Below are 14,836 nucleotides of genomic sequence, written 5' to 3' on the forward strand. Positions count from 1 at the left end.
TGGAAAACAGGGAAAGACTGGGAAAGGTAGAAGTATTAGACGAGCATGCAACCATATTTCAGATAAATCAAGAAATATAGACTAAATAAATCAAAGAATTATAGTAACGCCCTTTGCACATAAACACTGTATCCTTAAAACAAAAACAACCCATAGATACAATTTATTTGATTTAAGATTACATAGCATGTACTCAACCAAAGGAACCAAAAAAATAAAAACATGCAATTATGAGTTAATAGCATTCTTAACCGTTTGAAGGAATAATTTATGCATAAGCTTGTCACTGTTCTTGCTTTATCTTTTGTTCTGGCAGCTTGTTCGTATCAAGCAACAACCAGTGTCAGCCCAGCTTATAATGTTTATTCTAGCTATGAAAACAAGATCCCTGGATCATATGCCTTGTATGTGGATTCTGATGAAATGAAGGGAACATACAAAGTTAGAGGTTTCACTTGTTCTGCACATAAATTTCCTATTGATGCACAGAAATCCTTTGAAATTTCTGTATTTAAAACAACCCAAGATTTATTTGAAAACATTGAACTTGTCGATAAGCCACTATCAAAAGGACAATTAGCATCATTGAATTATGATGGAATTGTAATCATAGAAGCTGAAGACCTTGATGTAAAAATTTCGGTCATTCAAGGCTTTTGGTCAGGTGAAATTGAAGCTGAGGTCGAAATAGCTGCCAGCATCATTGTTAATTCACAAGAAGAACGCATTCTAGGCACGACAGTAACAGCAGAGAAAGATTCACTACATCCGGCAGGTACAGCCTGTTCAGGGGGAGCAAATGCATTAGGGGAGGCTACAAATGAAAGTTTAGAAGAAACCATGAAACGAATTGGCGAAAAACTAACCAACTCAAAAAAGCTTAGAAATGTAGTTGCCCCACTCAAAGCAACTTAGCTCACACTTTAACAAGTAATATTGAAGACTTATACACCTCTCTTCCGCTTCCAAACCAATGATGCCACGGCGATGTCCTGGGCCGCAATTCCGGTCAGATCGGCGATCGTTATGTCCCGGGCATTCTGCCGCGCCGGTTTCTTCCCAGCCAAGACAAGTCCTAATGAAATCGCTTGATCTTCAGGGATTAAACCGCCACGTACTGCATGCCCCAGATCGCCGTGATGGACACATTGGGCAAGGTCATCGACCATAATGACCGCAGCCTTTTCAAACAATGCAGGATCCAGTTCCTGTTTGCCCGGATTGTCCGTTCCCATGGCAACAATATGGGTGCCCGGTTGTACCTCGTCTTTCATGACTAAAGCTTTGGATGACGGGGTTGTTGTAATAATAAGATTACATTGCGCTAAAAGGCCCTGCACGTCTGGTGCAATGCGGACCTCATAGCCCTGCCCTGTCATGTCATTGATGTATTTTGTCACCTGTTGAGGATTGCGCCCATAAACGACGACAGACTTCACCCCCAACAAACGGCACGCCCACTGTGCCTGTAACCGTGCTTGTTCTCCTGTACCAATTATCCCCACAGTCGTCACTTGATCCGGTGCGCCAGCCTGTGCCGCCAAAGCCCCCGCCGCTGCGGTGCGAATATCAGTAAGCCACCCTTTGTCATCCAAGACACAGACAGGTGCCCCCGTTTGCGCACTAAGGACCAGCATCATCCCGCTGTTGGGGGACAGGCCAAGATTGCGATTATCGCGAAAGCCGCTTGCGATCTTTACGACAAAGGTATCAGCCCCTTTTTGATGACCGTATTTGATGTGGCACTCTCCGACTGCCGGATTATCTAATTGCAAAATACCCGGCGGCGGTGAATTTACCTCTCCCCGACCATGAGAAATCAGAGCCTCCTTTACGGCAGAGAGAATATCATCCTCGCTAAGACAAGCTTTGATCTCATCAAGTGTTATGATCGGTAAAGTATTCATGTGTTGCTCTTGAGATAAGCACGAAAAGCGGCCAATCCTTCATCGATATTTTTGCGACCAAAGCCAATCCGAAAACGGTTCCAGGTGACAGGCAACAAGTCGGATTTGTAAATCCGTGGCGGTAACAACAGCACGCCAGATTTATTGATCAAGTCTTCACAAAATTCATCCGTTGTTCCCTTACCTTTGTATGACGGAAAACCAACACAGCCTCCATCTGGCACCTGCCAGTCAAACAGATCGGGAAATTCATCGAAAAATGCTGTTAACTTACCTGCGTTTTCTTTGACCAGCTTACGGTTATTCGCGAGAATCTGTTCCCGCGAGCGCAGGGCAATAATCGACAACCATTCGCTCGGCCCGGAATTACATATAGACAGATAGTGTTTGTAACACTCCAAACGTTTGAGAAGATCCCTATCCTGACAGGCAATCCAGCCAATACGTAACCCTGGTAATCCATAGGCTTTTGACATCACATTTAACGACAGGGCCTTTTCATAGGCATCTGCTGCCTGTGGCAATCGCAAGCTCTCGTCCCGTTCAATCCCCCGATAGACCTCATCACTGAATAGATAAATTCCGTGAGCACGGCAAAGCTCTATCAAACGATCAAAAGAACTGCGTTTTAAAATCGCTCCTGTCGGATTATTAGGAAAGTTAATGGAAATCAGCTTAGTATTGGGTCTGATTGCTTCTTCCAGTGCGTCCATATCCAGCGACCAGTTATCATCCGGATCGAGCGGAACACCCGTTACATCACAGATATCAAGGGGCAGTGTTTCCGCCGCCTGATAATTGGGCACGACAACAATGGCATGATCCCCCGGTTCCAACAGAACCCGCATGGCCACATAAACGCCTTCCTCTGCACCGGCAAAGCACAAGATATCTTCCGATGCTAACCCGTCATAAGTATTGGCAATTTCTTGCCGTAACAGCGGATGACCAAAGGTTTCCGTATAACTTAACGAGAGATCATAAAACTTTTCGCGGTCTTCTTCGCTTGCCATTGCCAAAAGTTCATTAATCGTCATGCTTTGAATATCAGACGCCGTCATATGGTATCTGGCTTTGAACTCCCAGTCAGAAAAGAAAGTTTCCAGTGAAAAATTACGCATTTCTTTTCTCTCCCTCTACTGAGTTGAGCACATCACAAAATGTCTCGTAGCCAATATTACGCCCACAGATCACAACCGCGATCTTCTTGCCTTGATAATCGCTTCCGGTTTTAAGGGCCGCAGCAACGGCAACACCCGCAGATCCCTCAACAATAAAGCGTTCATTGGCCGCAACATCGCGCATAGCCTGCGCAATTTCTTCCTCACTCACCAAGACATGACGATCAATAACCTGCTGGCAAATCGGAAAGGTAACGGTGCCTTCTTCAACACCACCTGCGGATCCATCGGCAAGCGTGTCGGCTTCCCACGCATCATAGATTTCGCCCTTTTCCAAGCAGTGATGCATGGACGCGGCATTTTCGGCCCAGCACCCGATAATATCCGCATCAGGCAAACACGACTTAAGATAACTTCCCACGCCAGAAATAAGCCCACCACCACCGACACAGATATAAACAGCGGCAAGGTCAGGACATTGTGTCGCCAGCTCTAAACCGATTGTTCCTTGTCCGGCGATAACATCCAGATCAGCATAGGCTGAAACATAGGTGATACCCTGCTTCGTTGCTGCTGCTCTTGCCGTACGCTCACTATCCACACAGGTGCCTTCGACCAAAACGGTCTTCGCCTCCATTCGGGTGATGTTCCCATGCTTCAAGGGAGAAACTGAATTTGGTAAATAGATTGTGGCTTCGACATTCCCAACGCTAGCGGCTTGGGCCGTTGCCATACCATGGTTTCCAGTTGATGCTGTGGTTATACCCTTTGCGCGTTGTTCTTCTGACAAGGTCAAAACCTTGTTCATCGCCCCGCGCATTTTAAAGGAACCCGTCCGCTGTAAATGCTCACCCTTTAGTAAAAAGGTTGCACCCGTTCGCTCACTAAAGGATGGCGCTTCGTCCAGTGGCGTTTCGCGTACACCGCCATCCACAGCCTTAATACGCTGATTGGCTGCAACAATTTCCTCGACCAGATTGCGATCATCTATGATCATGCCGATCCCCTTTGTTCTTTTAGATACTTGTAAACGGTGGCGCGCCCAAGCCCCAGGCAACGGGCCACATAGTTAGCCGACCCCTGCCCCTGAAAAGCACCTTTCGCTTCCAGAGCAATAACCAGATCACGCTTTTGACTTCGTCCAAGCGCTTGCAAGCTAAGCCCGTTTTCTTGTAGCCAATCCTGAATGGAGATATTGATCCGCTCATGCCAATCATCACGGAACAGGGCGTCAATCTTGTCGCTTTGTTTTCCATTATTCTCTTCGGGCTTACTGCCTTCTTTTAGGCCTTCTTCCGGTGCCCCCAGCATCATGCCAAGAACTTGATGCATCCGGTTCATTTCAGACATGTCCAGGTTTATACAGATCATAGCTTCGGCCTGATCTTCACTATTTCGCATGACGACACTGATGGACTTAAGGATTTTACCGTCCCAATTCACCTTGCGGTAAGGCCCCAGCACACGATCGCCTTCGGTAAATTCCACCTCGTCCATATGGGACGGTGACCCAATTTCGCGGTTAGAATAATTATTCGCCAGATAAACAATCTCTTGCATTTTCAGATCGTGTATCACGACTTCAGCATGGGGATGCATTAATGCTGCAACCCCGTCTGCCATCGATTTGTAATTGTCAAATTTCTCCATATATAGACATATAGTCTATATTTAGAATATGAGTCCAGAAATATTTTTCGTTCAATTTAATTCCCGACCAATAAAAAACCACCCCGAGAACGAGGCCCGACGTTAAACTTTTAAGTTGTGTAAGTTTCAAATAAAAAATATACTAATGCATATATTGTTATGTGATTACCTCATAATAACAATCCGTTGGTTCAACCTTCGGCTTCATCATTATTTCTTACTGCTGATCATCCCGATTGGCTGATGGCTGATGGAATTTTTACGTGCCAAATATTAACGATATTCCCACACGCAATACCACTATTGGTGTCAACATTCGCTATACCCGACTATTGAAAAATATGTCCGAAGATGATCTTGCCCACCAAGTCGGTGTCAAATCATCCTATATTCATCAATGTGAAGCAGGACAAATCGAAGTTGTTCCTCCCCTATTACAAGATATAGCCAATGTACTCGGGGTCAGTGTTTCCAGCATCGTCAACACGAAAAAACGTGCTCCGGCTTGTAAAAAAAGCTATTTATCCAAAGCCTTAGAAGCCATCAATCATTTAGAGAATTTTATTGAAGGCCAACAAAGCAAGGCAGTCTAAGACCCAAAGCCTCACATCAGCCGGAACCCACGTTCCAAACAGCTTTGTAGATCGGCGATCAGAATGTTCAGATCTATTCAGCTACTTTTTTCTCAAGCTGCTTAACAATGGCACCTGTGAAGGTCGTTACACCTTCTTTTTTCGCAATTTTCTTATGGTGTGCAAATAAGGTATTCACCGAAATACCCAGTGTCTCAGCCATGGCAGCGTTCGATAATTCCGGGTGACTAATCTGTAACTTTAGAATTTTTTGCTGTATTGGCGACAAGGTAATATTATCTCGGCTTAGTTGTCGCAACAAAGAATGTCCGGGGTAAAGCTGTTGATCCAGCTTCTCCGCCGCCAAAGCCAATAGCCCGGCATACTTACCATACAAGGCCTCAGCCGGTCCCTTTGTTGTCAGAACCAAGGCCGATTTCAGGTTATATCGGCCGGAAAAAATAACAACGCCATCGTCCATTCCAAAAAACGCCCACAATTTTTCTGCAACCACGGCCTGTTCTAGGTCAACAGAAATAGCCTTGCGAGCCTCCGCAAAGGTGTAACTTCGATGCCACTGGTGAATAACTCTCGCGACGGGGCAAAAACGGTAGATTTGTGCTGCGTAATAGTGTTCCTGAAACCCCTCGGCAAGGTGTCCTTCCCAGTTATCCATCGTATCCGGGTACCAGCGTTGAAAGAACAAACCATTGAACCCTAAGCCGATAATCAGGTCTTTGGTCTCTCCAGGCGTTTCCGCCTGGAGAATATCTTTGGCAAATTTCAACTCTTTCACACTTACACTTATCCTTGTGCTTGGGCAAAAACATCGGGAAAAGCACGAACAGCCTGTCGCAACGTAACCTCTTGGTCCATGGTATCTTCGTTTTTCCTGCCCGCCAAAGACAATTTAATCGGAATATAGTCATGCCCGCGATAATTCAACGGCTTTTCCCCTGTCGGTTTAAAACCATAAAGCCGCCAGAACCGCATCAGCTTGGGATTCTCAACAATACCAATAACCGTTTTCAGGCCCATTAATTCCGTATAACGCTTAGCATTTAAGAGCATGGAACGAAAAATCCAGGGGTTATTTTCTCGGGCACTTTTCTGAACGGCCAATCGCTCCCATATCGCCGTTCCTCCTCCGTCCATGGAAATAATGCGAATGCGCATCGTCCCACAAACGGCTCCGTTCCATTTGGCAATCAAATGAACAGAACAAAGATCATTGCCATCAAACTGCTCTTCTTCGGGCTCCCCCCCCTCAATCATAAAAACTTCCCGCCTGATGGCATAGGCAAGTTCCAATTCATCAAGACCTTTAACAATCGCGACTTCAATAACAGATTTGGTCATCATCTTATCCTAACGTTTAAAGTGAACGAACACTCGCCAGAATAAATGCTAAAACTACGTTTCTCTCGCCAAAGATGTTTTTGACGATTTATGGTAACCGTCTGTCATTCAAAAGCCGTTATATTGAGTTTTATTGCGAAAAGGGGATGCACTACTTATCTGACCACATAGCAAGTTCATTGCCATTCGGGTCTTCAGCAGGCCAAAAGGCATCAACTAACCAGTTAATAGGTGCTATTTAACAGAACTCATTTGCCCCTAAGCCTCACCACCTCTACGTTCTTAGATGCTGTATTCCAAAAAACTCCACAATCAGCTACCCCCCTACAAAACAAGCCACACACCCCAAATATAGCCCCTTTCAAACCACAAATATACAACCACTATTACAGCTAAGTGAAGTTTTGCTTCTCAAAAGACGTATTTTCAGGTTATAGTGTTTGGAAAGTTGTTGACGTCAGTGCGTTACCTGAGTGTTTAGCGAAACCACTAGGGGACACCAAGATGACTGTTTATGCAGAATATCATACAAGATATCTCGGCGGCGAAGATCAGAATTTAAACACTTCCAGTACCAGCTCATTCTGGCTTCCTTTTTCCAATGCATTTATTACAAATTTTATTTTTAAAAATGTCTCTTTGGCGAGAACCATAATTTCAAAATATTTTGCTTTTTATTATTTTCTTAAAATTCATTATCGCCCTCAATCACAACTGTTGGCTTTCTCCCAAAAGGCCAATATTCACAGTCATTCTCTCTATGACCTCTTTTCAAAGCATAAAACCTCCCTACCCTGAGCAAGTATAGTTTGTGTCAACTTGCTAACTTCCCCGGCTTCCCTTAGCCGGGGATTTTTTTGAACTTTATTATGAGAATCAAATAAGCAGCCTTAAAAGCTATTGTTCTCCTTCACCAAGTCAGTACTATTTCCCGAATAAGATTCCCTTCTTGGGTATCGTTCATACCTTTATGGGCAAAGATAATGCCTGTGACAAAAGTTTGGGGCCTGTACGCTATTCCATTATGGAACAGGGCGCGATAAAGCCCCCTACAATACTCTCGCAGGAAATGCCAAAAGCGGAAAAGTCTGCAGAAAAGTTCCCACTAAGCCTGATGTTAAAGGTTTTCACGCGTTTATTCATCGATACGCTCCGCGGGCGAAACAAACCCAATGCTTACTTCAAAGAAGATGGCACACCCATTTCGGAATAGCTTTCTGAGACATGCAGATCATGTACGGATGGAATCGGCGAATGAAGCGGCTATTTTCTTTTCTTCTGATGTAGTCTAATCGGAATACGACAAGGTACCTCAGATTTAGGCATATCAAAAATCTGGCTTAAATGAATTAAAAGAGAAAGTAGAGGTTTAAGTAATACCATTGCAGTCTTCCTTATTATTTTTGCTTTTTGTTGGACCCAGATTTCTGGAACAGTCTTTTGGGCTAACCATCTGGACTTTGATTTCCAAAGCCAAAGGCCCCATTATCTTGCGAGCAAATTTCTTAAGGAGCACCTTATTTACAGATTTTAGTCTGCCTGAGAGTCTTTAAAATTAGTTTAACGCCCTCATCCAAATGACAGACAATTATTACTATCCCTAAAGTGGTTTCATTGCAGGGTAATCACTAAGAGAAATATCAGCATCAAAACCAAAGGTAATACCCGCAACTTTTTCCCCTGTGTCAGGGTTAAAAACGGGTATTGTCACCGAAACCTGAAACTTTCGCGTCGAACTATCGAACTGAATATGAGAAAAATTCATCGGTTCATTATCTTCAAAAATACGGCTGTACTTTTCTTCATCGCCTTGCCAGTAGTCAGATGTAATTTGGCTAAGTCCCAATATATAACCTCGGTTATCAAAAACAAAAACTTCTGAAATTTTACCGTTCGAGTTTTGTTTCAGGTTATTTAATTTTTTTGATAAATCATTCCCCAAAATAAATTTCATAAAGAGGGTCTCTGTTTGACTTTTATTTTTTCGGGCTTCTATCCACGTTGCATCTTGTTGCCTTTTGTTATCATCCTGGCTTTTATCTGCCCTGTTCTCTGCAATCTGTTCGGTGATAGCCCTTTGCAAATCCCTTTGTGAAACAAACAACTTTGCCAGTTCGGAAAGCCTTTGTTTTTCAGGTTTAGTAAGCTGTTTAGTACCTGCCGGACAAAGATCAATCTGATTATTGAACTGATCCATAAAGCCCGCATTCTGTGCTAGGAAATCCCGCGAAAAATATGCGACAAGAGGGACATAGCGCACAAAGGATGACCCCACACTATCCAGGCTTAAATCATACTCTTTTGCGGCTTGTAAAAAAGCAGCCTCGTCAGCCAACGCATAGTCTATCCGTTTGTTTAATAGAACTTTGATCAGGCTTTTCATGTCACTTGAAAAAGCCCTTTTCTCAAATCGCCGCCGTGTCAGCCAAATCCCTTCATTTGACCCAAGAACACTGCCAATTCTGTCATCTAGATCAGGGACTGGTTTCCTTGAGATATTTAATGGCACGGCGAGACGGAAAAACTTCCACCTTTCAAGCCCCAAAGGCTCTGTTGCAATTCCCGATCGACTTAGCTCGCTATTTGGAATGCTGAGGAAAAGGCCATCTATCTTTCCACTTTCAAACATGTAACGGTTTCTGTTCGGCGGGGATAAAGCAATCTGATATTGATGCCCCATTTGCGTAAAAACACACCGTACGGCCTGCACCCCTGTTCCAGTCAGCTCTTTACCATCCAAAAGCTGATAGGGTGGATGCAGGTATGTTCTCAGCTTGACGACATCATCTGCGCCTGCCGTAAAACAGACAGACAGGGAGAAAAAACAGGTCAGAAAAAAAGCAATAAACTTTTCACGAAAAAGCACTTTATCTCCGATTTTTACAGGAATAATTACAATTCCTTTACCTCTGTCAAGAAGATAGAGATATCTTGCTTTAACGCATCGTTATTACGGCCCATTTCACCAATCACACTTTGCTGATTTTCCGCGAGTTTACCTGTTTCTTCTGCCGCTTGTGCAACTTTTTGCACAACACTGGCGACTTCGTTTGCCCCTTGCGCTGCCTCTTCCACGTTTCGGGCTATTTCGCTGGTTGCGGCACCTTGCTCTTCAACAGCACTGGCAATTGCCCCTGTCAGTTCATCAATCTTACGAATTGTATCGCCAATACCCAGTACGGCATCGGCAGCAGAGGCGGTTTCGTTTTGGATTTCATTTACTTTAATGCCAATTTCCTCGGTGGCTTGCCCGGTTTGCGTCGCAAGGTGTTTGACCTCACTTGCCACAACGGCAAAACCTTTTCCTGCATCGCCCGCGCGGGCAGCTTCAATGGTTGCGTTAAGCGCAAGTAAATTGGTCTGCTCGGCAATATCACTAATGATTTGCACGACCTGACCGATACTTTTTGCTGCGTCGTTCAATTCCACAACCTTAGAATTAGCCTGTTCAACTTCGGTCACAGCCGCCTGAGAAGCCCCGGAAGTCTGGTTCATCTGGCGTGAAATCTCGCTAATAGAAGACGTTAGCTGTGTGGTCGCCGCAGAAACCGTCTGAATGTTTGCTGATGCTTCTTCAATCGCCGCCGACGCTTCTTGTGACAAGGTTCCGGTTTGAGCTGCATTACCAACCATTGTTGTCGCAGATTGAGAAACGTCTAAAACCGATTTTGTAACCACTTCCAAACCGCTACCCATTGTTGCGTCAAAATCTTTTGTTAAACGCTCCATGCTTTCATGGCGTTTTCTTTCCGTTTCCTGCTTGGCTTCTTCCAATGAACGCATTTCGCGTTGCTCAATAGCGTTTTCTTTAAACACCTCAACAGCCCGTGCCATGCCACCAACTTCGTCTTGACGGTTGGCACCCTGAATTTCAATATCAAGCTCTCCGCTGGCTAGCTCACTCATTTTTTGCGTTATCCGACTAAGCGGGGTCGAAATTGCTTGGGTAAGGGTAAAGGCCAAGAAAATGGCCGCCAAAGCCAATACCGAGATAGAGACGATAATTGTTATTGTAAACTTGCCAAATGCTCCTTCTTTGACGGAAGCCGCCTCGACAGAAATTTGGTTCAACTGATTATTGAGCTCTACCGCGATGGCGTCGAATTCTGCGATTGTTTCCTGTGGTAACCCGGAAACTTCGATCGCCCGCGCCTGATTAACAGTGAGGTAATTGCGCATCAACTGAATTTGTGAATTCGCAAACTTATCGACCCATGTCTGATAATGGGTCGACAACAATTGAACAGACCCCGTAACCTGATCTTGCCCCGCAGATAATGCTTTCAATTCAGTAAAATATTTTTCTGTTGTAAGCGAAAAGTCATTAAACTGCTGTAATCCCGAACGATCACCCGTCAAAAGGTAATAAAGCAGCCCCTGACGTTGATTGGAAAATGATTCTTTATATTGATTATAGGCAAGCTCAAGCTTATTGGCCTTATCAATTTTCTCATCTGCTGATTTGATATCATCAATCGCCGAAAAAGAAACCACTGCCATCAAAAGTGTAACAGCAACAAGTAATGAAAAACTTAGAATGAGTTTATGGGCTATCTTTAAATTTCTGAAAAATTGCATTGGTAAATCCCTTTTACTTCATCAAACGAATTGGTCGGTGGTACAAGACGGTTCTAGTTACCCGTGCGTCGACGTGCCAATTCAGTAAGATTATATTCAACAGTCACAGCACCTATTGGCTTGTTACCAGCGTCAGAGACTGTAAGATTTACCTGGGTTCGCCATGTCTTGGTCGCTTCATGGAATTCTGGATCATCCACAAATATTGCATCAGATCCATTGGGGTAAGTCTTGCTAAATTTTGCTTCATCCCCTTGCCAAAAATCAGATGTAATGGCCGATTGTCCAACATTCAAACCTTTTGCATCCATAATAAATATCTCGGTAAACAGACCACCGGACGCGGCTTGAATTTGTGTAAGATAATTTGATAACGGACTACTCAATGTTGTTGCGATAAGCGGCTGATCTTCTTTTTCCCGCTCTGCACGCCATTGTTTGTCCAGGGCATCCACTTCACTCTGAGAGATTGCACCGTACTTTTTATTCTGTGCGGTAATAGAAATTTCGACGACTGCATTTTGAAGCCAGCTTTTAATCGTTTCAACCGCAGCATCGTCAATCAGGCTTTTCGAAGGAGCTGTCGTTTCAGCATAAACAGGGTGTCCCCAAATAGTCGTCGCGAGTAAACATGCACAGACATTGGTGCGAAATCCAGATTTAGGTGTAACAGCTAATCGTTTTATTTTCTTAATCAGAAAACCAAAAAACATACTCATAACGTTCCTTTCCCCAAAACGTTTTTCCTATGGTCACATATTTCTGCGTATAGTCTGGTCTGCGTCAGTTTACTCTGATCTTTTGCAATTCAAATACCAAAACCCGAACCATAGATTGCCAAACATATGATCGTATGGCCAAGGCATTAAGAATCATTTAAACCTATTTCTGGTTCCCATAAGATAAAACCGACAAACTTTTAACCAAGTTTATAGCCCGACTTACAGCTCGGATAGCCAATTATTGACCCGCTGCTCATTCACCCCAAAATCATCTTTCCCATAGTGAGAACGGCTATAGATCGCTAAGGTCGATGTTGTGGGGCCAAGCGGAATAAAGCGGACAGTAATGCTATCGGGATAACGCATCCATTCTGTACGTTGAATAAAATCGTACTGAAGATTTTCGCTATCCACAGCCCCTCTTTCTATCCGCGGCTGCTTATTCATCAGTGCCATCCATTCGGCCTTTAGCGCATCCACCGAAAGGTTATACACCGGGCTTTCAAGATCGCTTGGCGCATTACAATAACCTTTGGGGCAGACCAGAAACTGATTTGGCGTTGGCGCCAGCGACAAGGTTACAAAATCAATTTTTTGTGCGTCAACCGGACCAAAAAACAACGCGAGGCCCCTATCCCGGCCGATAAAGACCAAAGCAACCAGCAAAAGAAGACTGATCCCGATCAAGGTCCCCATAATCAACTTCAAAAATATCATGAATGCTTTCTCTTCTTCCTATGAGCTTGCTTCGCGGCATTTGTCTTTATTTTACGGTTATAGCGTTTAGGTGTTTATAAATGAGTGTAGGGGGATCTCTGGTCATTCTGGCCGTCCTCAAATCAAGTTGTTAGATCTTCGATTTACAATGAACAACCACGGTGCCGCAGGTTCTTTGAAAAGAATTGAATACTCGTTAACTCTTTACGCGTAAGATATAACCGAGAAATACAGGAACGATGTGGTAAAAATATAATAATTCAAACACGATAGCGAGGAAAACACCCTTATGTCATTAAAAATTTCTTCCCGCTGTTCCTCTGATCCAAATTCCCAACATATTGACAATACTCCCGATGTCTTTAGCCGCGGCAGCCTGATGTTCACTTATGAGATTTTGCGTAAACAGACCCCTGAACTGGCCCTGACAATCCGCAACGTCGTTCATGGTACGCCATTGGAAAAATCAGCTCAGGATATCAACAACAGAAACACGGACCATTTCAGGGTACAGGTAAGTCCGGAACAGGTTCGTGTCATTATAGAAGGACTAACGGCTCAAGACACGCCCGCGCCCTCGCCAGAAAACATGGGCAAGGTTATTATGGCAAAAGCCCTGATTGACGAGTGGACGAAACTTGCCAACAAGCTGATACAAGATCTGCCCGAAGACCAGCGCCCCTAGCCTGTAGCTATATTATTGCCCCCAGCATTAGCCTTTAATGCTTGCTTCTCGCCCACAACACCCGTCAGTCACAGCAAGGTATCAACCGACGCCTTTTACGTAGGGTCTTTTGACCTACCTTTTTCTATCCCCTTATCGTTCAGCCCTTTCCCGAAGCCACTTTACCAATTCCTTGAGGGCCGAATGAGGCAACGCAGGGACAAAATTCCCATCGCGCCCTTCCATATCTTCGTTGGCCACCATCGAATTAATAATGGCTTCTTCCATTGATCGGATCACCCCTTTGAACAGAAAATCCAAATCTGTATCGGGGATAAAAGAAACGTTTTGAACAACCTGTTCTTTCGATGCCAGTACATCATGGTTGGCTGTGGAAAAGGCTAAAAAGATATCGCCCGATCCATGGGCCCCAATCCCTCCGGTAAGGCCCATACCCAATGCGGCCCGCCGTGCCAAACGCTTGAGCTGATGAGGCAGCAGAGGCGCATCCGTTGCAATGATACCAATGATAGAACTGAGTTCAGTACTTCTCGTTTTCTCAACCATTCTGGGTTCGGAAAGCTCTTTGCCAAGGGGATACCCTAAAACGGTCAAATCACCCCGCTTGCCAAAGTTTGATTGCACAAAAGCGCCAACAGTATAAGCCACATCACCGTACTGTACCCGTCGAGATGCTGTGCCAGACCCAGCTTTAAAATCAAAGCTTTTCATTCCGGTACCGCCGCCGACACTGCCTTCATCAATAGGGCCGTCTATTGCGGCTTCGATGGCTTGGGACACATGATCATCAGTGACATGAAATCCATTGATGTCATTTAAAAACCCATCATAGGTTTCCGCAGCAACGGGCAGCCCAAAGCTGTCCGCGAATTCATCCGGGAAAGCCCGATTGGCCCATCGCAAGGTCGCATCACGGGTCAAGCCACAGGCATGAGTATTGGTAATCGTTATCGGCAACGACATCAGTCCCACTTCTTCCAGAAAGTGAGACGAGGTTAGTTCACCATTACCGTTTAGGGAAAAGTACCCGGCGAAAACCGGCGTACACACATCTTCCCTGGGCCGGGGAAGAATGGCCGTCACCCCCGTTCGCACAGGCCCCTGCCCCACCTTCAAAGAACCATCACCATCAATTAGGGTGGTATAACCGACGCTAACCCCCGCAACATCCGTGATCGCATTGTTTGGCCCCGGCTCACCTGGAAACTTTAACCCTAATCCCGCAGCTCTCATTTTCCCGGCAGGTGTCATCCTTTGGCTATCGGATAAAGTATCAGGCATCACGGTTCGTTTCCATTTTGGGTAAAGATCATTGGTTCTTCCCCGGTTGTATAGTTAAGAAGGTTATATGATCAAAGAAGTATCAAGAAAAAACAGACTTCATGCAACGTCAACATAACCGCGCCCACGAACAACCAGACTGCGGTCAAACTCGCCTCAGGAAACTTTATAGAAACCAACGTAGCATCCCAATCGACAGCGTCAATAATGGTGATATAATCCAACACACCATCCAGCAAAGCTA

General features: G+C 44.8%; 17 protein-coding genes. 5 read left to right on the forward strand and 12 right to left on the reverse strand.

The genetic code is table 11. The annotated features are described in order from the left end of the window. Positions 1-270 precede the first annotated feature (270 nt). Entirely contained in the window at positions 271-915 is a 645-nt protein-coding gene (locus tag ACN0W5_RS13330; protein ID WP_417454582.1) for a hypothetical protein, read from the forward strand. Between the two features lie 29 nt (positions 916-944). Here the strand turns inward: ACN0W5_RS13330 and ACN0W5_RS13335 are convergent, their stop codons facing one another. The 4 genes from ACN0W5_RS13335 to ACN0W5_RS13350 are packed head-to-tail and all read right to left on the reverse strand — an operon-like array spanning position 945 to position 4,678. Further along, entirely contained in the window at positions 945-1,907 is a 963-nt protein-coding gene (locus ACN0W5_RS13335) for a hypothetical protein (protein ID WP_417454583.1), read from the reverse strand. Then, complete coding sequence (locus ACN0W5_RS13340) at positions 1,904-3,028, reverse strand: aminotransferase class I/II-fold pyridoxal phosphate-dependent enzyme (protein ID WP_417454584.1); 1,125 nt, start codon at positions 3,026-3,028, stop codon at positions 1,904-1,906. The genes ACN0W5_RS13335 and ACN0W5_RS13340 overlap by 4 nt, the downstream gene beginning before the upstream one ends. Further along, positions 3,021-4,025, reverse strand: a complete 1,005-nt coding sequence (locus tag ACN0W5_RS13345) for a threonine/serine dehydratase (RefSeq protein WP_417454585.1) — start codon at positions 4,023-4,025, stop codon at positions 3,021-3,023. The genes ACN0W5_RS13340 and ACN0W5_RS13345 overlap by 8 nt, the downstream gene beginning before the upstream one ends. Next, positions 4,022-4,678 carry a helix-turn-helix transcriptional regulator gene (locus tag ACN0W5_RS13350; RefSeq protein ID WP_417454586.1) on the reverse strand — a complete coding sequence of 219 codons (657 nt, stop codon included), beginning with the start codon at positions 4,676-4,678 and terminating at the stop codon, positions 4,022-4,024. Before ACN0W5_RS13350 ends, ACN0W5_RS13345 begins: the two co-directional genes overlap by 4 nt. Positions 4,679-4,941: 263 nt before the next feature. Here ACN0W5_RS13350 and ACN0W5_RS13355 point away from each other — a divergent pair, with 263 nt between their 5' ends. After that, positions 4,942-5,271 carry a helix-turn-helix domain-containing protein gene (locus ACN0W5_RS13355; RefSeq protein ID WP_417454587.1) on the forward strand — a complete coding sequence of 110 codons (330 nt, stop codon included), beginning with the start codon at positions 4,942-4,944 and terminating at the stop codon, positions 5,269-5,271. A gap of 73 nt (positions 5,272-5,344) precedes the next feature. Here the strand turns inward: ACN0W5_RS13355 and ACN0W5_RS13360 are convergent, their stop codons facing one another. Both ACN0W5_RS13360 and ACN0W5_RS13365 read right to left on the reverse strand, forming a co-directional pair. Further along, entirely contained in the window at positions 5,345-6,046 is a 702-nt protein-coding gene (locus ACN0W5_RS13360; RefSeq protein WP_417454588.1) for a hypothetical protein, read from the reverse strand. An 8-nt stretch (positions 6,047-6,054) separates the two neighbouring features. After that, positions 6,055-6,609 carry a hypothetical protein gene (locus tag ACN0W5_RS13365; protein WP_417454589.1) on the reverse strand — a complete coding sequence of 185 codons (555 nt, stop codon included), beginning with the start codon at positions 6,607-6,609 and terminating at the stop codon, positions 6,055-6,057. 504 nt (positions 6,610-7,113) lie between these two features. On the opposite strand from ACN0W5_RS13365, the gene ACN0W5_RS13370 reads away from it, so the two are divergent. Further along, positions 7,114-7,407, forward strand: coding sequence for a hypothetical protein (locus ACN0W5_RS13370; protein ID WP_417454590.1), 294 nt, complete (start codon positions 7,114-7,116; stop codon positions 7,405-7,407). 151 nt (positions 7,408-7,558) lie between these two features. Next, positions 7,559-7,822 carry a hypothetical protein gene (locus tag ACN0W5_RS13375; protein WP_417454591.1) on the forward strand — a complete coding sequence of 88 codons (264 nt, stop codon included), beginning with the start codon at positions 7,559-7,561 and terminating at the stop codon, positions 7,820-7,822. 387 nt (positions 7,823-8,209) lie between these two features. Here the strand turns inward: ACN0W5_RS13375 and ACN0W5_RS13380 are convergent, their stop codons facing one another. From ACN0W5_RS13380 to ACN0W5_RS13395, 4 genes are all read right to left on the reverse strand, one after another. Beyond that, the gene (locus ACN0W5_RS13380; RefSeq protein ID WP_417454592.1) at positions 8,210-9,475 is read right to left on the reverse strand and encodes a hypothetical protein; all 1,266 of its coding nucleotides are present in this window, start codon (positions 9,473-9,475) and stop codon (positions 8,210-8,212) included. Between the two features lie 26 nt (positions 9,476-9,501). Then, positions 9,502-11,187, reverse strand: a complete 1,686-nt coding sequence (locus ACN0W5_RS13385) for a methyl-accepting chemotaxis protein (RefSeq protein ID WP_417454593.1) — start codon at positions 11,185-11,187, stop codon at positions 9,502-9,504. Positions 11,188-11,240: 53 nt separating this feature from the next. Next, positions 11,241-11,906 carry a hypothetical protein gene (locus ACN0W5_RS13390; protein WP_417454594.1) on the reverse strand — a complete coding sequence of 222 codons (666 nt, stop codon included), beginning with the start codon at positions 11,904-11,906 and terminating at the stop codon, positions 11,241-11,243. A 222-nt stretch (positions 11,907-12,128) separates the two neighbouring features. Beyond that, the gene (locus ACN0W5_RS13395; protein WP_417454595.1) at positions 12,129-12,626 is read right to left on the reverse strand and encodes a DUF1499 domain-containing protein; all 498 of its coding nucleotides are present in this window, start codon (positions 12,624-12,626) and stop codon (positions 12,129-12,131) included. Positions 12,627-12,915: 289 nt separating this feature from the next. Here ACN0W5_RS13395 and ACN0W5_RS13400 point away from each other — a divergent pair, with 289 nt between their 5' ends. After that, a complete protein-coding gene (locus ACN0W5_RS13400) occupies positions 12,916-13,311 on the forward strand; it encodes a hypothetical protein (RefSeq protein ID WP_417454596.1) in 396 nt (131 codons plus the stop codon). A gap of 132 nt (positions 13,312-13,443) precedes the next feature. Here ACN0W5_RS13400 and ACN0W5_RS13405 read toward each other — a convergent pair whose 3' ends face one another. Together ACN0W5_RS13405 and ACN0W5_RS13410 are read right to left on the reverse strand one after the other, a co-directional pair. Next, positions 13,444-14,592, reverse strand: a complete 1,149-nt coding sequence (locus tag ACN0W5_RS13405) for a P1 family peptidase (protein ID WP_417454597.1) — start codon at positions 14,590-14,592, stop codon at positions 13,444-13,446. A gap of 71 nt (positions 14,593-14,663) precedes the next feature. Further along, complete coding sequence (locus ACN0W5_RS13410) at positions 14,664-14,816, reverse strand: hypothetical protein (RefSeq protein ID WP_417454598.1); 153 nt, start codon at positions 14,814-14,816, stop codon at positions 14,664-14,666. Positions 14,817-14,836: the final 20 nt, after the last annotated feature.

It is taken from the genome of Kiloniella sp. (assembly GCF_048270245.1).
Taxonomy (GTDB): domain Bacteria; phylum Pseudomonadota; class Alphaproteobacteria; order Kiloniellales; family Kiloniellaceae; genus Kiloniella.

Bases quoted from the DNA above. Each gene is read 5' to 3' on its own strand.
- ACN0W5_RS13330 (WP_417454582.1), top strand. From the start codon at position 271: ATGCATAAGCTTGTCACTGTTCTTGCTTTATCTTTTGTTCTGGCAGCT.
- ACN0W5_RS13335 (WP_417454583.1), bottom strand. From the start codon at position 1,907: ATGAATACTTTACCGATCATAACACTTGATGAGATCAAAGCTTGTCTT.
- ACN0W5_RS13340 (WP_417454584.1), bottom strand. From the start codon at position 3,028: ATGCGTAATTTTTCACTGGAAACTTTCTTTTCTGACTGGGAGTTCAAA.
- ACN0W5_RS13345 (WP_417454585.1), bottom strand. From the start codon at position 4,025: ATGATCATAGATGATCGCAATCTGGTCGAGGAAATTGTTGCAGCCAAT.
- ACN0W5_RS13350 (WP_417454586.1), bottom strand. From the start codon at position 4,678: ATGGAGAAATTTGACAATTACAAATCGATGGCAGACGGGGTTGCAGCA.
- ACN0W5_RS13365 (WP_417454589.1), bottom strand. From the start codon at position 6,609: ATGACCAAATCTGTTATTGAAGTCGCGATTGTTAAAGGTCTTGATGAA.
- ACN0W5_RS13370 (WP_417454590.1), top strand. From the start codon at position 7,114: ATGACTGTTTATGCAGAATATCATACAAGATATCTCGGCGGCGAAGAT.
- ACN0W5_RS13385 (WP_417454593.1), bottom strand. From the start codon at position 11,187: ATGCAATTTTTCAGAAATTTAAAGATAGCCCATAAACTCATTCTAAGT.
- ACN0W5_RS13390 (WP_417454594.1), bottom strand. From the start codon at position 11,906: ATGAGTATGTTTTTTGGTTTTCTGATTAAGAAAATAAAACGATTAGCT.
- ACN0W5_RS13395 (WP_417454595.1), bottom strand. From the start codon at position 12,626: ATGATATTTTTGAAGTTGATTATGGGGACCTTGATCGGGATCAGTCTT.
- ACN0W5_RS13400 (WP_417454596.1), top strand. From the start codon at position 12,916: ATGTCATTAAAAATTTCTTCCCGCTGTTCCTCTGATCCAAATTCCCAA.
- ACN0W5_RS13405 (WP_417454597.1), bottom strand. From the start codon at position 14,592: ATGCCTGATACTTTATCCGATAGCCAAAGGATGACACCTGCCGGGAAA.